At 44.4% G+C, this 22,842-nt stretch carries 20 protein-coding genes; 17 read left to right on the plus strand and 3 right to left on the minus strand.

The features are described 5' to 3' along the window. Positions 1 to 96 precede the first annotated feature (96 nt). From I6H64_RS00475 to I6H64_RS00495, 5 genes are all read left to right on the plus strand, one after another. Positions 97 to 1,632 (plus strand): degradosome RNA helicase CshA, encoded by a 1,536-nt coding sequence (locus I6H64_RS00475; protein ID WP_008841772.1) that lies wholly within the window; start codon positions 97 to 99, stop codon positions 1,630 to 1,632. 214 nt (positions 1,633 to 1,846) lie between these two features. After that, complete coding sequence (gene acpS / locus I6H64_RS00480; protein WP_002829739.1) at positions 1,847 to 2,200, plus strand: holo-ACP synthase; 354 nt, start codon at positions 1,847 to 1,849, stop codon at positions 2,198 to 2,200. 2 nt (positions 2,201 to 2,202) lie between these two features. Further along, entirely contained in the window at positions 2,203 to 3,330 is a 1,128-nt protein-coding gene (alr, locus tag I6H64_RS00485) for an alanine racemase (protein WP_005918998.1), read from the plus strand. A gap of 54 nt (positions 3,331 to 3,384) precedes the next feature. Further along, a complete protein-coding gene (locus I6H64_RS00490) occupies positions 3,385 to 3,633 on the plus strand; it encodes a hypothetical protein (protein ID WP_002829742.1) in 249 nt (82 codons plus the stop codon). A 28-nt stretch (positions 3,634 to 3,661) separates the two neighbouring features. Then, complete coding sequence (locus I6H64_RS00495) at positions 3,662 to 4,024, plus strand: type II toxin-antitoxin system PemK/MazF family toxin (RefSeq protein ID WP_002832413.1); 363 nt, start codon at positions 3,662 to 3,664, stop codon at positions 4,022 to 4,024. 96 nt (positions 4,025 to 4,120) lie between these two features. Here I6H64_RS00495 and cbpA read toward each other — a convergent pair whose 3' ends face one another. From cbpA to I6H64_RS00510, 3 genes are all read right to left on the minus strand, one after another. Then, a complete protein-coding gene (gene cbpA / locus I6H64_RS00500) occupies positions 4,121 to 4,768 on the minus strand; it encodes a cyclic di-AMP binding protein CbpA (protein WP_002829744.1) in 648 nt (215 codons plus the stop codon). Between the two features lie 55 nt (positions 4,769 to 4,823). After that, positions 4,824 to 6,197 carry a L,D-transpeptidase family protein gene (locus I6H64_RS00505; protein ID WP_008841776.1) on the minus strand — a complete coding sequence of 458 codons (1,374 nt, stop codon included), beginning with the start codon at positions 6,195 to 6,197 and terminating at the stop codon, positions 4,824 to 4,826. Between the two features lie 232 nt (positions 6,198 to 6,429). After that, the gene (locus tag I6H64_RS00510) at positions 6,430 to 7,401 is read right to left on the minus strand and encodes an L-lactate dehydrogenase (protein ID WP_024862928.1); all 972 of its coding nucleotides are present in this window, start codon (positions 7,399 to 7,401) and stop codon (positions 6,430 to 6,432) included. A 242-nt stretch (positions 7,402 to 7,643) separates the two neighbouring features. Between I6H64_RS00510 and pth the strand changes: the two genes are divergently transcribed. The 12 genes from pth to lysS all read left to right on the plus strand — a co-directional run bounded on the left by pth (position 7,644) and on the right by lysS (position 22,423). Beyond that, on the plus strand, positions 7,644 to 8,201 hold the full coding sequence (gene pth / locus I6H64_RS00515; protein WP_008841778.1) for an aminoacyl-tRNA hydrolase: 558 nt from the start codon (positions 7,644 to 7,646) through the stop codon (positions 8,199 to 8,201). Between the two features lie 10 nt (positions 8,202 to 8,211). Then, complete coding sequence (gene mfd, locus I6H64_RS00520) at positions 8,212 to 11,709, plus strand: transcription-repair coupling factor (RefSeq protein ID WP_008841779.1); 3,498 nt, start codon at positions 8,212 to 8,214, stop codon at positions 11,707 to 11,709. Between the two features lie 9 nt (positions 11,710 to 11,718). Next, complete coding sequence (locus I6H64_RS00525; RefSeq protein WP_008841780.1) at positions 11,719 to 13,302, plus strand: putative polysaccharide biosynthesis protein; 1,584 nt, start codon at positions 11,719 to 11,721, stop codon at positions 13,300 to 13,302. Next, on the plus strand, positions 13,299 to 13,568 hold the full coding sequence (locus I6H64_RS00530) for an RNA-binding S4 domain-containing protein (RefSeq protein ID WP_002829750.1): 270 nt from the start codon (positions 13,299 to 13,301) through the stop codon (positions 13,566 to 13,568). The genes I6H64_RS00525 and I6H64_RS00530 overlap by 4 nt, the downstream gene beginning before the upstream one ends. A 76-nt stretch (positions 13,569 to 13,644) precedes the next feature. Further along, a complete protein-coding gene (locus tag I6H64_RS00535) occupies positions 13,645 to 14,013 on the plus strand; it encodes an FtsB family cell division protein (protein WP_002832407.1) in 369 nt (122 codons plus the stop codon). Between the two features lie 268 nt (positions 14,014 to 14,281). Further along, positions 14,282 to 14,743 (plus strand): S1 domain-containing RNA-binding protein, encoded by a 462-nt coding sequence (locus tag I6H64_RS00540; RefSeq protein WP_002829752.1) that lies wholly within the window; start codon positions 14,282 to 14,284, stop codon positions 14,741 to 14,743. Next, complete coding sequence (gene tilS, locus I6H64_RS00545) at positions 14,743 to 16,116, plus strand: tRNA lysidine(34) synthetase TilS (protein ID WP_008841782.1); 1,374 nt, start codon at positions 14,743 to 14,745, stop codon at positions 16,114 to 16,116. Before I6H64_RS00540 ends, tilS begins: the two co-directional genes overlap by 1 nt. Further along, entirely contained in the window at positions 16,106 to 16,642 is a 537-nt protein-coding gene (gene hpt, locus I6H64_RS00550) for a hypoxanthine phosphoribosyltransferase (protein WP_002832405.1), read from the plus strand. Before tilS ends, hpt begins: the two co-directional genes overlap by 11 nt. Before the next feature lie 93 nt (positions 16,643 to 16,735). Beyond that, positions 16,736 to 18,820, plus strand: a complete 2,085-nt coding sequence (gene ftsH, locus I6H64_RS00555) for an ATP-dependent zinc metalloprotease FtsH (RefSeq protein WP_002829754.1) — start codon at positions 16,736 to 16,738, stop codon at positions 18,818 to 18,820. A gap of 62 nt (positions 18,821 to 18,882) precedes the next feature. Further along, positions 18,883 to 19,761 (plus strand): Hsp33 family molecular chaperone HslO, encoded by an 879-nt coding sequence (hslO, locus tag I6H64_RS00560; RefSeq protein WP_002832404.1) that lies wholly within the window; start codon positions 18,883 to 18,885, stop codon positions 19,759 to 19,761. A 101-nt stretch (positions 19,762 to 19,862) separates the two neighbouring features. Then, positions 19,863 to 20,861 carry a tRNA dihydrouridine synthase DusB gene (gene dusB, locus I6H64_RS00565; RefSeq protein ID WP_056985171.1) on the plus strand — a complete coding sequence of 333 codons (999 nt, stop codon included), beginning with the start codon at positions 19,863 to 19,865 and terminating at the stop codon, positions 20,859 to 20,861. Positions 20,862 to 20,926: 65 nt separating this feature from the next. Beyond that, on the plus strand, positions 20,927 to 22,423 hold the full coding sequence (gene lysS / locus I6H64_RS00570) for a lysine--tRNA ligase (RefSeq protein ID WP_002829757.1): 1,497 nt from the start codon (positions 20,927 to 20,929) through the stop codon (positions 22,421 to 22,423). The last annotated feature ends 419 nt before the right edge of the window (positions 22,424 to 22,842 follow it).

The following is a 22,842-nucleotide window of genomic DNA, read 5'->3' on the forward strand; positions in this document are numbered from 1 at the left end:
ATTATAAAGTTATGTTTACATGATTGTTACTGTGGGCTTTGCCCTAAAAGACGGATTTTCTTTGATGCAGTAGCAGAAATTTAGGAGGAATTATATTTGAAATTTACCGAACTAGGGTTGGAAGAAAACATTTTGAAAGCTGTTTTAGACAATGGATACGATGAACCCACTCCAATCCAAGCTGAAACAATTCCCGATGTCTTAGCGGGGAAAGATATTATTGGACAGGCACAAACCGGAACCGGAAAAACGGCTGCGTTTGGATTGCCAATCTTACAAAATGTTGACCTAGATAATCCTAATATTCAAGCAATTATCGTTTCACCAACGCGTGAATTAGCTGCCCAAACCCAAGCAGAAATCTTTAAATTGGGTAAGTACAAGCGAGCTAAAGTTCAAGTTGTGTATGGTGGAGCAGACATTCGCCGGCAAATCAATGCGTTGAAGAGCCACCCACAAATTGTTGTGGGGACTCCCGGCCGACTTTTAGATCACATTGGCCGACACACTATTCGCTTAGACCACGTTAAAACCCTGGTCCTTGACGAAGCAGATGACATGTTGGACATGGGATTCTTACCAGATATTGAAAAAATTATTGAACAAACCCCAAGCGAACGACAAACGTTACTATTCTCAGCAACGATGCCCGCACCAATCAAAAAGATTGGGGTTAAGTTTATGACTGATCCTAAACAGGTGACGGTTAAGTCAAAAGAACTAACCGCTGATTTAGTTGATCAGTACTACATTCGTTCTAAAGAATTTGAAAAATTTGATATGTTAACCCGGATTATTGACGTACAATCACCTAAGTTGGCAGTAGTCTTCGGTCGGACAAAGCGCCGAGTTGACGAAGTGGCTAAGGGATTAGTTGCTCGCGGTTATAACGCAGCGGGAATCCATGGAGACCTAACCCAACAACGTCGGATGAATATCTTACATCAATTCCGCGATGGACAGTTGGACATCTTGGTTGCTACTGACGTTGCGGCTCGGGGATTAGATATCTCTGGGGTGACTCACGTTTATAATTACGACATTCCGCAGGATCCTGAAAGTTACGTTCACCGGATTGGCCGGACTGGTCGGGCCGGTGCTCACGGAACTTCCGTAACCTTTGTAACTAACTGGGAAATGGATTACCTCCGAGACGTAGAACGTTTAACGAAGAAACGCTTGCTTCCATTAAAGCCACCAACAGAAGAAGAAGCCTTCATTGGTCGGGCAGCAATGGCTGAACAAAACGTGCAAGAATTGGTTAAAAAGACCGATGTTGATAAGTTTGGCGAACAAGCAGACCGTTTATTAGAACAATACGACGCGCGTACATTAGTAGCTGCCTTATTGAACGATGAAACTAAGGCAGACGCGAGTGAGATTAAGGTTAAAATTACCCCTGAACGCCCATTACCACGCAAGAAGAGCGGTAACCATAAGAGTGGCGGCTACCGCGGCGGTCGACGCCATGGTGGTGGCAACGGCTATCGGCGCAACGGTAACGGTGGTAAATGGAACGACCGCAAGAACGGCCATCGTCGGGACCGGGATGACCGCCACGCAGGTTCAAACCACCGGCAAGATAACAACAAGGGCGGTAATAAGCGCCACTTTGTAATTAAAGAAAAATAAAGTTTAAACATTTAATGAGGTTACTGGAGCTTTGATTTCAGGCCTCATTTTTTGTTTTCACAGTTTTAGAAAAACTTTACCAATTTAGCTTAGGACTAGCGGGGGTAGCTGAAAAAGCCGTTTAGTATGTAAAGCTTGCCATGAAGGGCTTAAGATGGGATGTTTTTTCAAAGGCAAGTTTGATACAATAAATGACGACAATGGGAGGATTCACATGATCTACGGAATTGGCATCGACATTACCAACATTGATCGATTTAAAGCGTTGCACAATCCAACGTCTTTTATCAAGAAAGTGTTAACAGATAAAGAACAAGCCGAATTGGCAGGTAAGAGCGGTCAGCGAGCGTACGAATTTTTGGCTGGCCATTTTTCAGTTAAAGAATCCTATAGTAAAGCATACGGTACGGGATTAGGAAAAAAGCTTAATTTTCAAGATATTGAAGTTGAGTATGACGACAACGGTCGACCAGTAATTAGCAACCATCCCTTTGCAGGAGTTGCGCACGTGTCGATTTCGCATTCAAAACACCATGTCGTAACACAGGTAATCTTAGAGGGGGATTAACAATGGTTGAAGGATGGCATCGCGCAAGTCGGCTAGTAGTCGATGCGGCGGCAATTCGGCAAAATGTAAAAAAGGAAATTGAACGTTTAGATCCGCAAAGCGAGTTATTTGCCGTGATCAAGGCGGATGCGTACGGTCATGGACTGATTCCGGTGGCCCGGTATACTGAACAAGCGGGCGCCACCGGTTTTTGCGTGGCAATTTTAGACGAGGCATTGACCCTGCGAGAGGCGGGTTTTGCTGAACCAATCTTAGTCTTAGGAATCACTAACGTAAAGTGGGCGGCTTTAGCTGCTGAAAAGAACGTTTCTTTAACCGTGGGAGACGTGGAGTGGTTGACTAAGGCGGCTCCCCAGTTAACGGCAGAACATCCGTTAAAGGTTCATTTGGCGTTAGACACTGGAATGGGACGGATTGGTTTTCAAGAGTCAGATGGCCTTAATCAGGCGGCGGAGTTGCTCACCAATGATCCGCGTTTTGTTTTTGAAGGTGTATTTACACACTTTGCAACCGCGGATGAAAAGGATCCCACTTATTTCAATCTTCAAGTGGACCGTTTTCATAAATTAGTGGACACTTTGCCAGAAAAGCCTCGCTACGTTCACGTTTCTAATACAGCAACTAGTCTATGGCACGCAGCTTGCAACGGTAACCTAATCCGGTTTGGGGTCGGAATTTATGGGATGAATCCGTCCGGAACCGTTTTGGAACCACCGTATGATTTGCAGCCAGCCATGACGTTAGAGTCCCAGCTTTCATTTTCTAAGCTGTTGAAAAAGGGGCGTTCGGTAAGCTATGGAGCAACTTACACTGCTGAACAAGACGAATGGATTGGGACAGTTCCAATTGGCTATGCCGATGGGTATCCCCGCTGTTTACAAGGGTTCCACGTGTTAGTTGACGGGCATTTTTGTGAAATCGTGGGCCGAGTTTGCATGGACCAGTTAATGATTCGCCTTCCGCATGAATATCCGGCGGGAACCTCGGTAATCTTAGCGGGGAAATCGCAAGGGAAAAGTATTAGCATGACGGACATTGCTGATTATGCTGGAACAATTAATTATGAAATCACATGTGGCTTTACGGAGCGGATTCCGCGGGTCTATAAGAATAATGATATAGTAAAATAATTTCATTGATGGTAGAATGAAAGTAATAATCAGGAATACAGGAGAGCGAGCCTAATGAGTAATCAACTAAGGGATATATCTGTTGAAAAAGAGATTTATTGTGAAATGTTTGAAGTTGAACCCACTGGGGTAAGTGACCAGTTGATTCATGCTTTTTTTGAGCGTCATGCTGCAGAACATTTGGAGCTCTTAAAGGCGGGCTACCAACAAATGGCGGACATTAACGCCAAGATTACCCAGGATTTTACATCCTGCGAAGCGGCTTGTGAAGAACACGTATTTAACGTGTTAAGTAGTGATTAAATTAATAGATTGAATATGGGGTGGCACTGTGGACGAATCCAAGGTAAAACGCGGCGATTTGTTCTATGCAGACTTGTCACCAGTTGTTGGTTCTGAACAAGGGGGAATGCGTCCGGTTTTAGTGATTCAAAATAACGTTGGGAATCACTACAGTCCGACGGTAATCATTGCAGCCATTACGACTAGAATTACTAAACCGAAGATGCCCACCCACGTTGCCATTCGTGCAGGCGAAGCCGGTAATCCACGGGCTTCGGTAATCTTAATGGAACAGATTCGAACAATTGATAAACAACGTCTACATGATCGAATTGGCCGTCTGGACGGCCAAAAAATGAAACTCGTCAACGAAGCCCTCAAAGTTAGTTTGGGCTTGGTGGCGAATACATAAAAGACTATTGAAATTTCAATGGTCGTTGTAAATTAAAAAGGCGTCTCAAGAATTTTTTAGTTCTTGAGACGCCTTTTTTAGTTGATGCTTATAAACTTAAGCAAGGCGGTGCGACTGCAAATCTTCGACTTCGGGAACTTTAAAGCCTTTCCGTTCTAGATTGCTAATAATGCGCTGCAACTTTTTAGGTGGTACTCCCGCCGGTAAAGTGAATAGCGTCCGGTGAATTAATTCGTCTTCGTTGGAATCCAAAGTAATGACGCTCGCAATGGAGGTGTACTTCGTAATGATCTTTGCACTAGTGGCTAAATCGCCACGTTCGTCACTAGAAACCACCGTGATTACGTAACTCCCTACGTTAGTGTTCCAAGATTGGGAAAGGGCGTCTAATAGCCGGGCATGGGTTAAGATTCCGTAAAAATAGTTATTGTCATCTAAAACGGTAATGTACGGCAAGTCCTTGATGGTAAAAAATACGGTGAAAAACGCGGCACTCAAGTTAATGTACTTAGTCGCGTTTTTCAGTAAACTAGTCACCGGGTCTTGCATTGATCCTCCCCGCGACTTATGCCGATAAATGTGCATTTTGTAAATGTTCCCGCGAAAGAGCCGTCCCGTTTTATCTAAAATGGGGACGCAACGAAAACCCGAGTCTTCTAAAATTTTAAGTGCCTCTTCGAGCGTGGCATCTTCTTGAACGGTAGTTAGGCGTTGCTTGGGTTTAACCATTGATTTTAATAACATTATGGATTACCCTCCATATCTTAATCTGTTTTTAATAATAGCATAGATTAAGACGTTAGAATACCACTACCGGAGTTCCAACTGGGACAGCTTCGAATAATTTTTTCATCGTTGCGGGTGGGGTGTTGACACAGCCATGTGAACCATGGGTCTTGTACCAATCGCCACCAAATTTAGGTTGCCAAGAAGCATCGTGAAGGCCGACCCCGGTGTAATCAATTGGCATCCAGTAGTTCACGGGTGATGCATAGTTAGAGCCGTCGTCATTTTTACCACGCAGCGTTGCGTTACGCTGTTTATTCCAAACGTAAAAGACTCCCGTAGGCGTAGTATTGCCACCCGATGGTTTTCCAGTTACCACGTCGGTAGAAATTTGTAGTTTACCATCTTTGTAGTACCACATGTGTTGGTTAGTTTTATCAACTTCCACGTACGTGGTTCCGAGTTTGCCCTTTTTCAAAGACTGTCCGGAGCCAACGATGGTGGCTTTCTGGGTGAAACTTGCACCCTTGAGAATGTTGGTACTCAAGTTGGCCGCATCGGCCGTGGTATTGATTGACCAGCCAAAAATGCCATCCTTAACGGTTTGGGTACCGCGCTTAGTACTGTTGAAGGTCACGTCCGCACCATAAGTAGCGTATTTTTGGTTTAAATCTGCTAAATAAGCCTTCACCTTAGATTGATCAACGCTTAATTTTTGCTGACCTTGAGCATCAGTCTTAATTTTAAGCCAACTCTTCAGAGTCGCTTGGGGAATTACGACGGTGTTGCCGTTCACATCGTAAGTGATTTTTTCGTTTTCCGCCTGAATGCGTTGCAACTTGACTTGGGCTGCGTTGTTTTTCTTAGAGTAATAGGTGTTCTTTAAATCTAGCTCGTGAGCACCTTTAGCCGTGCTAGCCTGGATTTGTTGTGCCAAAATTTCGGGGCTAACTACGTGGCCAGTTGAATTGGTGCTGGAGTTTAACTTTTGGTTCAGCTGGTCGGCAGCAGTCTGCGCGTAAGCATTTAGTTTTTTAGTCCCCGCTTGATCAAGGTTAACACTAGGAGTGTCAGCCGCGTTAGCCACGTCCATTAACTGAAGAGGCCACGTCCAAGGGTTCTGTGACTTAATTGCGCTGGTGATGGATTGCCGACTGGTTGAGTTAAGTCCGGCGTCAGCTAGGCTAACTTTTTTAACAACTTTGCCGTTAGCAGTTAAATTTAATTTTTGGTTGCTTAAGTGCTTTTCAATTAGTTGTTGTGCTTGGGTGGCGTTTTTTCCGCCCACGTTAGTACCTGCTACCGTTGTATTTGGCATGAAGGTGCTACTAGATTTATAATGGTAGGCCATTCCAGCGTAGCCCAACCCTAAGATAACCACCGCGCCGATTGTGATGGCGATCTTAGAATGGTGTGGCTGCTGGTGCTGATGTTTGCGTTGTTGCATAGTACTTCCCCCAAATGATTTAATTCTTTACTTTTACTTTCTTCTGTAACATTACTGTAATATTTCGAATATATCAAGTCTACTATGCGAATCTTAACAAAAAAATCTGGGTTTGACACCAATATTTGCACAATTAACTGATTTTAGTACAAGCTGTTTGGGGAAGGGACATAAAAATAGGTACAAAAAAAGCACCGGTTGCAACCGGTGCTTTCGTTGATAAATTTAATGATTATTTGTCTTGTTTTTCAGCAAGAGCGTTTAGACCGTCAGTAAGAACCTTCTTCAAAGTAGTTGCTGAGTCAGTCATCTTCTTCTTTTCGTCATCGCTAAGTGGTGCTTCGATAACGCGGTTTAGACCTTGACCATTGATAACTGCAGGAGTACCAATGTAAATGTCGTTCAAACCATATTCGCCATCCATGTATGCACCAACAGGCAATACGGCGTTTTCGTCGCGAAGAATTGCTTTAGAAATGCGCATCAATGCAGTACCAACACCGTAGAATGTAGCACCCTTCTTGTTGATGATTTCGTAAGCTTTGTTACGTACGCTGTCTTCGATTTCAGCCAATTCGTCAGTTGAAACGCCTTCTTCTTTAGCGATTTCAAGCAATGGCTTTGTACCGATTGTAGCTGATGAGTAAGCAGCAAATTCACTGTCACCATGTTCACCTAAGATGTAAGCATCTACAGATTCTGGGCTAACGTTGAATTTCTTACCAAGAGCTACGCGCAAACGAGCTGTGTCAAGTGAGATACCTGAACCGATAACTTTTTCCTTAGGGAAGCCAGAGAATTTCCATGTTGCGTAAGTAAGGATATCAACTGGGTTAGCAGCAACAAGGAAGATACCATCAAAACCAGAATCAACAACTGGTTTAACAATCGTTGAAAGGATGTTTAAGTTCTTGTTAACAAGGTCAAGACGTGTTTCACCTGGCTTTTGTGGTGCGCCAGCTGTGATAACAACTAAGTCAGCATCCTTGCAGTCTGAGTATTCACCAGAGTAGATGTTCTTTGGAGCTGTGAATGGAGTAGCATCTTCAAGGTCCAATGCGTCCCCAACTGTACGATCCTTAACAACGTCGACAATGACGAATTCTTCAGCGATTCCTTGTTGTGCCATCGCGAATGCGTAACTAGAACCTACGGCACCGTCACCGACGAGGACAACTTTTTGATGATTTTGAATATTAGACATAATATCCATTCCCTTCATTTATTAGATTATATATTTGGTCCACCAAAGTATTATAGCATTTTAACAGGGGAAAGTTGAGACCTAATTTTCAGAAAACAAATAAGTTTGCCAAAAATAATTACCGAGCGAACAGAAGTAATATCTAAGCTTTTGTGGCGATATATGATAAGATTATTTAAAACGAGCTCAAGCTGAAGGGGCGGATTCCTTTCAGCTATTTTTGCGTATGAGGATGATAAATAATGAAAATGATTGTTGGTTTAGGAAACATTGGAAAAGAATATGATCAAACGCGGCACAACACCGGCTTTATGGTGGTAGACGCACTAGCTAAAAAGTATGGGGTGGATCATTTTAAGATTCATCACGAGGCCATGGTTGGCGAATTTTTCTTAAACGGTGAAAAGGTTTTATTAGTGAAACCAACTACCTACATGAACGATTCTGGGCGAGCGGTACGTCCGTTAATGGACTACTATGACTTAGCATTAACGGATTTGATCGTGGTTTATGATGACATGGACATGCCGGTGGGGAAAATTCGTTTGCGACAAAAGGGTTCGGCAGGCGGGCATAACGGGATTAAGAGTTTGATTGCCCACTTAGGTACCGAAAAGTTTCGCCGGCTCCGGGTGGGAATCGAACACCCAGCACACCAAAAAGTGGTGGATTATGTGCTTGGAAGATTTACAAAAGAACAAAAAGCGGATTTTGAAATTGGCGTACAAAACGCAATTGCGGCGCTCGACGACTGGCTAGCGGGCGCGGAATTTAGTCAGTTGATGAATCAATATAATTAGTGGGGCAAGTATGAATATTGAAAAAATTTTTGCAGACACCAAGGCAGTTGTTGAGGTTACTAGCAATTTAGGAGCGCAAACCCGTCAATTAGTGACCGGTTTATTAGAACCGGCCAAACAACTGTTTTTGAATGCGTTATTACAGAAACAAAATCAACCAATTTTAGTGGTAACGGATAGCTTGGCACACGCGGAACGACTGTATAACGAGTTAGCAGAAGGGCAACTGGACTTACAGGCCTACTGGTTTCCGGCAGAAGAGATTATCGCGGCAGAGGTGGCGACCAGTTCGCCCAACTACCGGACGGCACGGGTGCGTTTTTTAAACGCCCTCGCTAATCAGCAACGGGGAATTTATGTTACCTCTGCTTCTGGTTTTCGGCGAATGGTCCCGGCGGCCGCAGACGTTAAGCAGGCCCAGCTAGAAATTAGCGTGGGGGAAGAATACGACCCGCAACAGCTAGTTCAACAGCTAGTCCAACTGGGATACCAACGGGTCGAACAGGTAGAAAAGAAATCGGAATTTGCCGTTCGCGGTTCAATCGTGGATATTTTTCCGCTTAACCAGGACGTTCCAGTGCGCGTAGACTTTTTTGACGTTGAGGTAGATTCACTTCGAACTTTCGACCAAAATAACCAACGCAGTATCGAAAATATTACCCAGACTAAAATCTTACCGGCGACGGATCTGATTGTGACTGAAGAACAATTCCATCAAGGAATCGCTAAGTTACAAAAACAAGTTCAGCAAGCGCGTAAACGGCTGGATGAAGATAACCAAGAACTTTTACAGCAAAACATTGCGGAAGTTACGGAACGCTGGCAAAAGCACCAGATTATCCCAGAAGACGTTATCTACACTAAGCAACTCTACGCAAAGCCTAATTCGCTGCTCGATTATTTAGCTGACGGGGTGCTCGTGGTTGATGACTACCCGCGGATTTTGGATGCGGAGTTAGATATTCAAAAAAATGAGGCTAGTTGGATTGTCGACCAGTTAAAGAACAACGTTTTGTTAGACAATGATCCGTTGGGCTTAGAAATCCGCCAATTAATCCGGCAAAAAAAGCAACCCCAAATCTTTTTATCGATGTTTCAAAAGGGGATGGGCCGGCTTAAGTTTGACCAACTAACGGAAATTACTACCAGAGCGGTCCAGGAATTCTTTGGCCAAATGCCCGTTTTAAAGGGCGAAGTGGAACGGTGGATGAGCCGGCACGCCACCGTCTTGATTTTTGCCAATTCTAAAGAGCGGCAAAGTAAAATTGCCAGCACGTTGCGTGATTTTGAAATCGAATCACGAACCGTGCAAGCAGATCGGATAGTTACCGGGGCGGTCAACATTATTGGGCAATCCTTTTCACAAGGGTTTGAAATGCCCGACGCCAAAATGGTGGTGCTTACTGAAAAGGAACTGTTTGCCAAAGTTCGCAAAAAGCGGCCGCGCCAACAGCACATTGAAAATGCGGAACGGTTAAAAAGTTATACCGAGTTAAAGCCCGGAGATTTTGTGGTGCACGTCAATCACGGGATTGGTAAATACTTGGGAATGACCACCATGGAAGTTGATGGAGTTCACCAAGATTACCTTACCATCCAATACCAGGGCAGCGGACAGCTTTTCATTCCAGTTACCCAGCTTAATTTAGTTCAAAAATACGTGGCGGCGGAAGGCAAGCGCCCGAAGATCAACCGACTGGGCGGATCTGACTGGGCTAAGACTAAGCAACACGTTGCTTCTAAAATTGAAGACATTGCGGACGATTTGATTGAACTATATGCCAAACGGGAGGCCGAAAAGGGGTTTGCCTTTCCACCGGATGACGATTTGCAATTACAATTTGAAAATGACTTTCCTTACACCGAAACTCCTGACCAATTGCGGTCCATAAAGGAAGTTAAGGAAGACATGGAAAAGCCCCGGCCAATGGACCGACTGCTAGTTGGCGACGTGGGTTATGGGAAGACCGAAGTTGCCCTGCGAGCTGCTTTTAAGGCGATTGAAGGTGGCAAGCAGGTGGCAATTCTCGTACCGACAACAATTTTAGCGCAACAACATTTCGACACGATGAACGACCGTTTTGGAGATTATCCAATTACGACCGCGATGCTGTCCCGTTTTCAAACTAACGCGCAAATTAAGGAAGCCTTAGCAGGGTTGGAAGACGGCACCATTGACATCGTAGTGGGCACTCACCGACTGCTATCAAAGGACGTTCAATTTAAGGATTTAGGCCTGTTAGTGATTGATGAGGAACAACGCTTCGGGGTGAAACATAAAGAACGGATTAAAGCTTTGCGTTCTCAAGTGGACGTCCTCACCCTCACTGCTACCCCAATCCCCCGCACGTTGAACATGTCAATGATTGGGGTGCGCGATCTTTCAGTAATTGAAACTCCGCCAACCAACCGTTACCCGATTCAAACCTACGTGGTTGAAGAAAATGCCGGGATTATCCGCGAAGGAATTATGCGTGAAATCCGGCGGGACGGCCAGGTATTCTTCTTGCATAATCGGGTGCAAGACATTGAAAAGGTGGTTGCCCAAATTGAGGCATTGGTTCCCGAAGCACGGGTTGCCTACATTCACGGTCAAATGACCGAAAAACAATTAGAAGATATTTTGTTTGATTTCATTGAGGGGGAATACGACGTGCTGGTAACGACCACGATTATTGAAACCGGCATCGACATTCCCAACGCCAATACCCTATTTGTAGAAAACGCTGATCACATGGGCCTTTCCCAACTTTATCAACTGCGGGGACGAATCGGACGCTCCTCTCGAGTTGCGTACGCGTACTTCCTTTACCAAAGGGACCGGGTCTTGACTGAGTTGGGGGAAAAACGCCTGGAAGCCATTAAAGACTTCACCGAATTGGGATCCGGCTTTAAAATCGCCATGCGCGACCTTTCGATTCGGGGGGCGGGTAACTTACTTGGTAAACAGCAACATGGGTTCATTGATTCGGTTGGGTACGACTTGTATTCGCAAATGCTGGCTGATGCAGTTAAGCAAAAGCAGGGCAAGAAGGTTCCCAAACGTTCTGATAGTGAAATTGATTTAGAAATCGAAGCCTTTCTTCCAAGTACGTACATTGAAGACTCACAGCAAAAAATTGAATTTTACAAACGACTCCGGCAAGTTGATTCCACTGATGGCTTGATGGACGTGGTGGATGATTTGATTGACCGGTTTGGCGAATACCCAACCGAAGTTGCCAACTTGATTCAAATTACCGAGCTTAAATTACACGCGGATGCTGCGCAGGTAGAAAAAATCGAGCGGAAAAATGGCAACTTGTTCATTACCTTAACTCCGGCGGCAAGCCAGCGGATTAGCGGCGAAAACGTCTTTGCCGCGCTATCGGTCACTAAACTGCGAGCGACAGTGGCGGAATCAAATGATAAAATGCATATAAAGTTAGTTATTCAACCGCAAATGACGCAACAAGATTGGTTTGAGCAACTAATGAGCTACGTTAAAAAATTAGCTGAATATCTGTGAGGAAGCGACTTGAAAAAAATAACCGAGCAAAAAGCAATGCGGGGAGCCTTCATTCTATCGGTTGCCGCGATTATCGCTAAGGTTTTGAGCGCCGTTTACCGGATTCCTCTCCAAAATTTGGTTGGTAACACCGGTTTTTACGTATACCAACAAATTTATCCGATTTACGGAATTGGGATGACCTTCGCGCTTAATGGGTATCCCAACTTTATTTCTAAAATCATTGCCGAAGAACCTGATGAAAAAAGAAAATTAGTACTTGGCCAGTACTCCATAATGATCCTAACGGTGCTTTCCGCGACGGTGTTTTTGATACTGGTCGGCGGCGCGCAGCCGATTGCTCAGGCAATGGGGGACCGTCAGCTGGCGCCGATGCTCCGGGTCGTAGCAACCATGTTTTTGCTGATGCCGTTTTTAGCAACGGGACGGGGATACTACCAAGGAATTTATAACGTTATTCCAACGGCAAAATCGCAAGTTGTCGAACAAGTGGTCCGGGTAAGCATCATCATTTTGGTGGCGATAATCACGGTGCAGCAAGACTGGTCGGTTTACAAAATGGGCGCTTACGCGATGGCTAGTTCTACCGTAGCCGCGGTAGCTGCAAGCTGGTTTTTTATACCAGTAATCCGTAAGATCATGCATGAAGGTACCGCTCACTTTCAATGGTCCGTATTTAAAGATTTAGGAAAACGGTTCGTGGTGGAAGGAGGGCTAATTTGCCTGCTTTCGGCGATGATTATCCTGCTTCAGTTAGTGGATTCGTTTACCGTTAAAAATAATCTAGTGGCGGCGGGAATGTTACCTGACGCCGCAAAAGCTCTAAAAGGAGTTTACGACCGCGCCCAGCCATTAGTACAAGTCGGAACGGTAATCGCGACCGCGTTTGCGACCACGTTATTGCCTTCGTTGACCGAAGCTTTGCAAAAACGTGATTCCGGGGGCTTTTATCGCTCGGCAACTTCGCTAATCCGAGTGGCGGTGGCAATTTCATCGGCAGCTAGCGTGGGGATGATTGCTTTAATGCCGTTTATCAACCGGCTGCTCTTCGGTAGTTTCGCTGGTTCGGGCGCTTTGGCAATTTATAATCTCAGCGTAATTTTGGCGGCGTTGATTTTTGTTAATAATAGTGTTTTACAAAGCATGGGGCGCTTAAAGATGACGTTTTGGGCGATTGCGGCCGGTCTTTGCGTCAAGGTGATTTGCAATGGTTGGGCGGTCCGCCACTGGTCAATTACTGGCGCAAGTTGGATAACCGTCCTTAGTTTGGTAATCATTGCTGGCGCGATGAGTTGGGCGTTACCAGTGCGGCTGTTAAAGAGGGTTTACCTAGAAAACCACTTTTTACTAAAATTGTTAATTGGAAACGCGGTGATGTTTGGCGTTGTGCAACTAATCACCGGATTTTTACGAGTGTTGGTTTCAAGTGATAGTCGGGGAGCTGCTTTGCTAATTACGGCAGTGGCAGTGCTAATTGGTGCGTTAACTTGGCTAAGTTTCGTGCTAATTAATCGGGTCTTCACCCTCCGAGAGTGGTTGACGATCCCCTTTGGCAAAAAAATAATAAGAACAATACAGAGGATAGTTAAATGAGACTAGATAAATTTTTAAAAGTTTCGCGAATTATTAAACGGCGGGCGTTGGCAAAGGAAGTTGCTGACCAGGGCCGAATTTTAATCAATGATAAGGTAGCAAAGTCTTCATCAAACGTGGTTCCTAACGATCAAGTTGAAATCCGTTTTGGAAATAAAACGTTGGTGATCCGGGTGGAACAGCTGTTGGATACAACCAAAAAAGACGATGCGGAACGAATGTATACGATTATTTCTGAAAACTATCAACAAGATTTTAGAAAATAATTTAAAACTTGGTAAATATGCGTGGACAGGCTAGGTAAGCGTTGTTATAATCGGAAGTGATTAAGGGGATATAACAATGACAAATAATCAACATCATCAGAAAAAAAATCACAGCAAAATGAGTTACCGGACGGCAACCGGAGCACCGAATCCTTATGCACGGGCACGGAAAAAACGTGCTTTAGTTATCTTAGGAGTTTTTGCGGCGGTTGCGGCGGTCTTTTTGTTCCAAATAGTCCACGCAAAGGTGTCTCAAAATAGCGTGAATGCAAAACTTGCGGTGGAATCGGCACGCTACACAAAAATGAAGGATGAAAATGCCCAGTTAAAAGACAAGGTTAAGCAAATGAATGATGAAAATTATTTGGAAAAGTTAATCCGGGCTAAGTACTTCTACACTAAAAAAGGTGAAACGGTATATAACTTACCTAACGATGCCAAGTAATGGTAAAACCAGATTAAATTAATGAATTTTTGAAATTGAATAGTCGTTTTAAGAAGTGAAAAGCAGGGTTTTGAAAACCAATCCTGTTTTTCACTTTTTTCTGTTAAGCGACCCGTTTTCGAATGTATAATTTCTTAAAAATTTTCAACAACGTCCAATTTTTTTCATGACCGTTGAAAATAAATTTTTCCGGGTCGACAGCTCGCAAGCCACTAGTAAGAAATGGTATAATTAGACATTAAATTTTTTAGGAGGAACATACGGATTTATGTCAATTGAAGTTGGAACTAAGGTAGATGGGAAAGTTTCTGGAATCACTAATTTTGGAGCTTTTGTAGATTTAGGGGAGCATCGGTCTGGCTTAGTTCATATCAGTGAAGTTTCTGATAGTTTTGTTAAGGATATTCACAGCGTACTTAAGGTAGGCGATTCGGTTACGGTGAAGGTACTTTCGATTGCTGATGACGGTAAGATTGCTTTATCCATTCGCAAGGCGGTAGAGCGGCCGGCGCAAGCAGCACCGAAGAAGTCTCATGAATACCATCATTCACGAGACGACCGGCAATTCAATCATCAATCTAATCACCAAGCAAAACAGCATCATTCAAACGCAAACGAATCGTTTGACCAAATGCTATCGGGCTTTTTAAAGGACAGCGAATCCCGTCTTTCCATGCTTAAGAAAAATACGGATGGTAAACGCGGCGGACGCGGTGGACGGCGCAACTAATGATTAGTTTAAGGGCGCTGGGTGAAAAAATTGTTGACCATTATCAATTGAATCAAGCGCCGGTGGTCGTAGCGGTCTCGACAGGAGTGGACTCCACGGTATTAATCAACGCGCTTTTAGCAGCGTCTAATCTCGCTGAAAATCGGCTGGTTATTGCCCACGTTAACCACCAGCTACGTTCCCAAAGCGTGCAAGAAGAGGAATTTTTGCGACAATGGTGTGCAAAACGACGACTGACGTTTGTAAGTACTAAGTGGCCTAGAGAACTGCATCCCGATACGGGAGTGGAGGCTGCTGCTCGGCGGTTTAGGTATGATTTTTTTGCCAAGGTAATGCAACGGTATCACGCAAACACCCTCTTGACGGCTCATAACGCTACCGAACAGGCTGAAAGTTTCCTTATGCAAGTGGTGCGCGGAGGTTGGTTAAGCCAGTTACGCGGCACTCCCGAGGAGCGGTCTTTTGCGACCGGGCGTTTAGTGCGGCCATTTTTAAAAATTAGCAAGCCGACTTTAGTAGCGCTTGCGCAGGAAAATCACCTAACTTGGTTTGAAGATGAAACTAACCAACAGGATGATTATTTGCGTAACCGGGTGCGTAATCAGTTGCTGCCCGCCCTGCAAGCGGAAAATCCGCGCGTGGTGGAGCATATTGGACAATACCAAACCGAGATTACCGAACAAGACCAATTGATCAAAGAAATTAGTCGACAAAAACTAGCGCAGCTCCGGCAGGGGAGTCAATATCAGTTACCAAAGTTCAAAGCGGAGTCGCGGTTATGGCAAAAACAACTGTTAAAACAGTTGGTCAGCGAGTCTTGTCCCGCAGTGGCAATTGGACAAAATAAGCTGGATGAAGTTTTAGAATTTATTAATCAAACTAATTTAGCACAGGGCTCGATTGATTTAGGTAACGATTATGTACTGGAAATCACGTACGATTTATTACAAATAATCAAAAAAAAGACCGTAAAAAGTGAACAAGCTAAAAAGCATATGGTAACATTGAACAAGTGGTTAACTTTAGATGAGGGTACTCAATTTCGAATCAGCGACCGTTCCGTTGCTGGACCGGTTGCCGGAGCAATGGTGTTGAGTGACAATCAGCTTAAGCAACCGCTTTTTGTTCGTCAAGCAACCCCCCAAGATCGGTTACGGTTAAAAAACGGCAAGTATAAGACCGTTCGACGGGAATTAATCGATCAAAAGGTTCCTCGTGAACAGCGAGCGAATTTTTGGGCAGTTGTGGACGGCGACCAAAGGGTTTTGTGGGTACTCGGTTTAAGACAAGCATGGTTAGCCGAACCCTACTTAGCAACGCAAACACAATATATTTTGGAATATAGAACTGGAGGACGTCCCCATGGACAATGATATCGCCAAAGTTTTATACAGTGAGGCAGATATAAAAGAAGCTTGCCAACGTTTAGGTAAGCAATTGACGAAGGATTATGCTGGTAAACGCCCGTTGATTTTAAGCGTATTGACGGGGGCCATGTTTTTCACAACGGACGTGGTCCGCGAATTTGATGGTTATGCACAGATCGATTTTATTGACGTGTCTAGTTATAACGGCGGCACTCAATCAAGCGGAAAAGTTGAATTAATTACCGATATCTCCGAAGATGTTAGTGGCCGTGACGTGCTGATCATTGAAGACATTGTGGATACTGGACGTACTTTACGCTACGTAATGGATTTACTATATTCCCGTAACGCGAAGAGTGTTAAAATTTGCAGCTTCTTGGATAAGCCTGCCGGTCGCGATGTGGAAGCTACGGCAGACTACGTGGGCTTTACGGTTCCAAACGAATTTGTGGTCGGATACGGGCTAGATTACCAAGGTTATTACCGCAATTTACCGTACGTGGGTGTTTTAAAGCCGGAAATTTATAAGTAAAAACATTGGTCAAAGTTAGTCAAATGTGATATTATATCGACAACAGTCAAGATTAAAATTAATGCGTCTTGATGCCTTACAAGGAGGAACTACATGAAAAATAACAGAAATGGGCTGTTTAAAAATAGTCTTTTCTATATCGTAGTTTTTTTGAGTATTATGGGAATTATCGCTGCGGTAGTGGGCAAGGGTGGCAACAACCAAACTTCCACCATTTCGTCAAGCGAGTTTATTTCACAGCTTAAAAAAGACAACGTGAAAAGTTTTGATATTCAGCCATCAAATGGTGTGTATAAGATCACTGGTAAATATCGTTCTGCGCAAGAGGATGATACTGCCACAGGGTTATTCCCCGGAACAGTTTCATCTAGTAAGGTAACCGGGTTCCAAACTTCGGTACTACAGAATGACTCGACCGTCTCCCAAATCACCAAAACTGCATCATCTGATGGAGTAAAGGTAAGTACTAAGGAAGAAGAATCGAGTAGCTTCTGGGTTCAACTCCTCGTAACGGGATTGCCATTAATCTTCTTTATTTTCATTTTCTACATGATGATGGGTCAGGCTGGACAAGGCGGCGCTGGCAAAGGAGTAATGAACTTTGGTAAATCGAAGGTTAAACCCGCAGATAAGAGTGCCAATAAAGTTCGTTTCTCTGACGTAGCTGGAGAAGAAGAAGAAAAGCAAGAATTAGTGGAAGTAGTTGAATTCTTAAAAGATCCGCGGAAGTTCGTGCAATTAGGTGCTCGAATTCCAGCCGGGGTTCTGCTTGAGGGACCTCCCGGGACAGGTAAAACTTTACTAGCCAAAGCGGTAGCCGGTGAAGCCGGGGTTCCGTTCTACTCAATTTCTGGTTCAGACTTCGTAGAAATGTTTGTCGGGGTCGGTGCTAGCCGAGTTCGGGACTTGTTTGACCAAGCCAAGAAGAATGCCCCATCGATCATCTTTATTGATGAAATTGATGCGGTTGGACGGCGTCGGGGCAACGGCACTGGCGGCGGTCATGATGAACGTGAACAAACCTTGAACCAATTACTGGTTGAAATGGACGGATTTACCGGTAACGAAGGGGTAATCGTCATGGCGGCTACTAACCGTTCGGACGTATTGGATCCTGCGTTGCTTCGTCCAGGTCGTTTTGACCGGAAGATCTTGGTTGGTCGGCCAGACGTTAATGGTCGGGAAGCCATCTTACACGTCCATGCAAAAAACAAACCAATTGCTAGCGACGTTGACCTAGCTGAGATTGCTAAACAAACTCCTGGTTTTGTAGGGGCAGATTTGGAAAACTTGCTTAACGAGGCGGCGCTGTTAGCTGCCCGGCGTAATAAGAAGGTTATCGACGCAGCCGACTTAGACGAAGCCGAAGACCGGGTAATTGCTGGACCAGCGAAGAAGAACGCGGTGGTCAGCAAGAAGGAACGGCAAACGGTGGCTTACCACGAAGCAGGACATACCATTGTTGGGTTAGTTCTCAACGATGCCCGGGTCGTGCATAAAGTTACCATCGTTCCGCGGGGTCGTGCAGGTGGTTACGCGATTATGCTACCGCGTGAAGACCAAATGCTGATGTCTAAGAAAGACGCGATGGAACAGATTGCTGGTTTGATGGGTGGTCGTGCTGCTGAAGAAATTATTTTTAATCAACAATCTTCGGGAGCTTCAAATGACTTCGAACAAGCTACGCAAATTGCCCGCTCAATGGTTATGCAGTACGGGATGAGTGATAAGATCGGTCAAGTAGAATTGGCTGCACCTGGACAATCCTACTACGGCGAAAGCGGACCGGCATACTCTGAAAAGACTGCCGCAACCATTGACGAAGAAATTCGGCGCTTTACTACCGAAGGTTACGAACAAGCTCGCAAGATTATCCAAGAGCATCGTGAACAACACAAGATTATTGCGGAAGCTTTGCTTAAGTACGAAACCTTGGATGAAAAGCAAATTCTCAGTTTGTTCAAGACTGGTAAGATGCCGGAAAAGAAATCGGACACTGAATTTCCAAGCGAAAAAGCTGCAACGTTCGAAGAAGCTAAGCGTGAATTAGAACGCAAGGAAGCTGAACGCCACGAACAAGCGGCTAACTCCGTTAAGGAATCCAACGCTAAAGATAATGAAGACACGACCGTTTACTATCCTAATGACGAGGATCATGACGACGGTTCAACAAATTAATAGCCAAAGAATCGTGGGTTGCCCAATGCACTCACGATTTTTTTGCGAAAGGAGCATACTCAATGAGTGATTATTTAATAAAAAGTATTGTTAATGACGGGATGTTTCGGGCTTACGCAGTTAATACCACTAACTTGGTTCAAGAAGCCCAACAACGCCACGATTCGTGGAGCGCAGCTACGGCAGCATTAGGGCGTTCATTAACAGCGACCTTGTTACTGTCTTCATCCGTTTTAAAGGGTGAAGAAAAGCTTACGGTAAAAATTAATGGTGGCGGTCCGGTGGGCACCATCGTGGTGGATGGCAACGCCAAGGGAACGGTTAAGGGTTACCTTCAGCATCCGCACGTATCTTTGCCGCTGAAGGAAGACCACCATATTGACGTGGGCCAAGCAGTTGGTAACCAAGGGGTTATGGCAGTTACTAAGGATATGGGACTTGGCGACCCGTTTACCGGCCAAGTTGGGTTAGTTTCTGGTGAAATTGGCGACGACTTCACTTACTACCTTGCACAATCTGAGCAGATTCCTTCGGCGGTAGGAGTGTCAGTCTTTGTGAACCCGGACGAAACGGTTGGCGTAGCAGGGGGCTTCTTGATTCAAGTAATGCCAGACGCTACGGATGATGCAATTGATCGCTTGCAAGCGCGGTTAAAGGAAATTCCGTTGATTTCAGAAATGCTTCGTAACGGCAAGACCCCGGAAGAAATTTTAAACGACATTTTTAAGGACGATCAGGTTAAAATTTTAGATAAAATGGACGTTAAATTTGAATGCGATTGTTCTAAAGAACGCTTTGCACAATCATTAGCTTCCCTCCCTACGGAAGAGCTTCAAGAAATGATCGATAAAGATCAGGGAGCACAAGCAGTTTGCCGGTTCTGCGGCAACCAGTATCAATTCTCCGAAGCTGATTTGCAAAAAATTATTGATGAAAAGTAATTTGCCAAAATTTGTGTAATGAGGATCCGCGGTTCCTCCACAATCGCAATTTTGTGTGCTATCATATTCTGCATGCATAAAAAGTTTGATGAGGTGAAAAAATGGAATGGAAAATTGGGGATATAACGATCCCAAATCAATTAGTTGTTGCACCGATGGCTGGGGTGACTAACACGGCCTTTCGGGTGATCTGCAAGCAGTTTGGTGCCGGGCTGGTAGTTTGTGAAATGATTTCGGACCGGGGCATCATTTACGGTAACAAAAAAACGTTAAGTATGATGCAAGTTGACCCCAACGAACATCCAATGAGTATCCAGATTTTTGGCGGTACTAAGGAAACTTTGGTGGAAGCCGCTAAATTTGTGGATCAAAACACTGAAGCAGACATTATCGACATCAACATGGGTTGCCCAGTTAACAAAGTGGTTAATACGGATGCAGGGGCGCGTTGGTTGTTAGATCCTAATAAGGTTTACGAAATGGTTTCCTACGTTACCGACGCCGTTAAAAAGCCCGTAACCGTAAAAATGCGGACTGGCTGGGATGATAAACACATTTACGCGGTGGAAAATGCCCTGGCTGCACAACGAGCTGGAGCAGCTGCCTTAGCAATGCACGGTCGGACCCGGAAACAAATGTACACTGGTCATGCCGATTGGGACATCTTAAAAGAAGTTGCCAGTCAATTGCACATTCCGTTTATGGGTAATGGAGACGTAAGGACGCCCCAAGACGCTAAACGGATGTTAGATGAAGTGGGCGCCGACGCGGTAATGATTGGCCGGGCCGTTTTAGGTAATCCATGGGAGCTTCAAAAGGTGGCAGCCTACCTTAACGATGGAACGCTCATTGACGAACCTAGCCCAGCAGAAAAAATTAAGATTGCTAAGGAACATTTGCATGGCTTAGTTGAGTTGAAGGGTGAAAATATCGGACCGCGTGAATTCCGGGGTCAAGCGGCATATTACCTTAAAGGGGTGCCACACTCTGCACGAACCAAGGTAGCCTTAAATGCTGCCGAAACTGAACAAGAAATGATCGATATTTTTGACCGGTTTATTGAAAAGCTAGACTCTCGAATGAGTCGAGTTGCGAAATAAGGTTGCATTTTACCGTTTTAATAAGTAATAATTATATTTGAAAAATTAAAGAGGGGGATCACATAGTGGGCGAGAAGCAACAACCAAGTATGAATGACCAACTACGGGTACGTCGTGAAAAGATGCAAGAATTACGCGACAAGGGAATTGACCCGTTTGGCCATCGTTTTGAAAGAACACATTTAGCCGCACAATTACACGAAAAGTACGGTGACATGTCAAAAGAAGAAATTGAAGAACAGGGCGTTGTCGCAACCGTTGCTGGTCGGATGGTTTCAAAGCGCGGTAAGGGAAAGGTCGGTTTTGCTGACTTAAAGGACCGTTCTGGAAAGATTCAACTTTACGTACGTAAGGATGAATTAGGCGAAGACGTCTACAAAATCTTTAAACGTGCTGATTTAGGTGATTTCCTAGGAGTAACTGGGGACGTAATGAAGACGGACATGGGTGAATTAACTATCAAGGTTACGTCATTGACCTTCTTAAGTAAGGCACTGCGTCCGTTACCAGACAAGTTTCATGGTTTACAAAACGTTGAGCAAATTTACCGGCAACGTTATTTAGATTTGATTGCAAACGATGAAAGCATGGAACGCTTCCGTAAACGGACCAAGATTGTATCGGCAATTCGGCGCTACCTAGACGACCATGGATTCGCTGAAGTTGAAACGCCAGTTCTCCACACTCAAGCAGGTGGAGCAAGCGCACGGCCATTTATTACCCATCACAATGCGTTAGACATTGATTTATACTTACGAATTGCTTTGGAACTCCACTTGAAGCGATTAATTGTTGGTGGAATGGAACGCGTTTATGAAATTGGTCGAGTTTTCCGTAATGAAGGAATCGACACTCGTCATAACCCAGAATTCACCATGCTAGAAACTTACGTAGCTTACTACGACTTCCACGACGTAATGGACGAAACGGAAGGCATTTTAAAGGCGGCAGTTAACGCCGTTTCAGATGACGGCAAGATTACGTACCAAGGTACGGAGCTCGACTTGAACCAAGACTTTGAACGTTTACACATGGTTGATGCGATTAAGAAATATGCTGGAGTTGATTTCTGGCCAGAAATGTCTGTTGAAGAAGCCCGCAAATTGGCTGACGAACATGGCGTAAAATACGAATCATGGTGGACAGTTGGTCACATTATAAACGAATTCTTCGAAGATAAGGTGCAAGATCAATTGAAGCAACCAGTCTTCATCTATGGTCATCCAGTTGAAATCTCGCCGTTAGCAAAGAAGAATGCTGACGACCCACGCTTTACGGATCGTTTTGAATTATATATCTTAGGTAACGAATACGGAAACGCCTTTACCGAATTAAACGACCCAATTGACCAGCGGCAACGTTTTGAGGCTCAAGTTGCAGAACGGGAAGCTGGTAACGAAGAAGCAGAAGGAATTGACGAAGACTACATTGAAGCTTTGGAATACGGTATGCCACCAACTGGCGGTTTAGGAATCGGAATTGACCGCTTAGTAATGTTGCTAACCGATGCTCCTTCAATTCGTGACGTGCTTCTATTCCCAACGATGCGTCCAATTGATTAACAGATAAATAAGCAAAGATCACGCTATTTAGCGTGATCTTTTTTGTTTGCTTATGAAAGTAAAACTATTTTCATGAGTCACCTTAAACAAAAAGTCTGGGCAAAATTTGATAACGAAGGTGGCTGAGTAAAAGATTTTATAAAAGTTGATCAGTTGCAAGCGTTACCGAATCGCACAGTGTGGCCTTTTGGTGTGAAAGTGCCATTTTTTATAATGGTTTTCTTAAAAATGCTATTGACGAAGGATGGTAAAACTTGGTACTATATTTGAGTGCCAATGATACGCTATTTCGAAACGAGAAATAATGAGATATTCATTAAAAAAGTGTTGACAATCATTTTTCTCAATGATATAGTTAAATAGTTGTCAAAAGCGTTATAAACGTTGATACGACAACGCTGGTAGACCTTTGAAAACTG

It is taken from the genome of Pediococcus acidilactici (assembly GCF_016127815.1).
Classification (GTDB): domain Bacteria; phylum Bacillota; class Bacilli; order Lactobacillales; family Lactobacillaceae; genus Pediococcus; species Pediococcus acidilactici.

Bases quoted from the DNA above. Each gene is read 5' to 3' on its own strand.
- ftsH (WP_002829754.1), top strand. From the start codon at position 16,736: ATGAAAAATAACAGAAATGGGCTGTTTAAAAATAGTCTTTTCTATATC.
- cbpA (WP_002829744.1), bottom strand. From the start codon at position 4,768: ATGTTATTAAAATCAATGGTTAAACCCAAGCAACGCCTAACTACCGTT.
- hpt (WP_002832405.1), top strand. From the start codon at position 16,106: ATGGACAATGATATCGCCAAAGTTTTATACAGTGAGGCAGATATAAAA.
- I6H64_RS00505 (WP_008841776.1), bottom strand. From the start codon at position 6,197: ATGCAACAACGCAAACATCAGCACCAGCAGCCACACCATTCTAAGATC.
- I6H64_RS00490 (WP_002829742.1), top strand. From the start codon at position 3,385: ATGAGTAATCAACTAAGGGATATATCTGTTGAAAAAGAGATTTATTGT.
- I6H64_RS00540 (WP_002829752.1), top strand. From the start codon at position 14,282: ATGTCAATTGAAGTTGGAACTAAGGTAGATGGGAAAGTTTCTGGAATC.
- I6H64_RS00510 (WP_024862928.1), bottom strand. From the start codon at position 7,401: ATGTCTAATATTCAAAATCATCAAAAAGTTGTCCTCGTCGGTGACGGT.
- mfd (WP_008841779.1), top strand. From the start codon at position 8,212: ATGAATATTGAAAAAATTTTTGCAGACACCAAGGCAGTTGTTGAGGTT.
- I6H64_RS00535 (WP_002832407.1), top strand. From the start codon at position 13,645: ATGACAAATAATCAACATCATCAGAAAAAAAATCACAGCAAAATGAGT.
- acpS (WP_002829739.1), top strand. From the start codon at position 1,847: ATGATCTACGGAATTGGCATCGACATTACCAACATTGATCGATTTAAA.
- alr (WP_005918998.1), top strand. From the start codon at position 2,203: ATGGTTGAAGGATGGCATCGCGCAAGTCGGCTAGTAGTCGATGCGGCG.
- dusB (WP_056985171.1), top strand. From the start codon at position 19,863: ATGGAATGGAAAATTGGGGATATAACGATCCCAAATCAATTAGTTGTT.
- hslO (WP_002832404.1), top strand. From the start codon at position 18,883: ATGAGTGATTATTTAATAAAAAGTATTGTTAATGACGGGATGTTTCGG.
- tilS (WP_008841782.1), top strand. From the start codon at position 14,743: ATGATTAGTTTAAGGGCGCTGGGTGAAAAAATTGTTGACCATTATCAA.
- pth (WP_008841778.1), top strand. From the start codon at position 7,644: ATGAAAATGATTGTTGGTTTAGGAAACATTGGAAAAGAATATGATCAA.
- I6H64_RS00530 (WP_002829750.1), top strand. From the start codon at position 13,299: ATGAGACTAGATAAATTTTTAAAAGTTTCGCGAATTATTAAACGGCGG.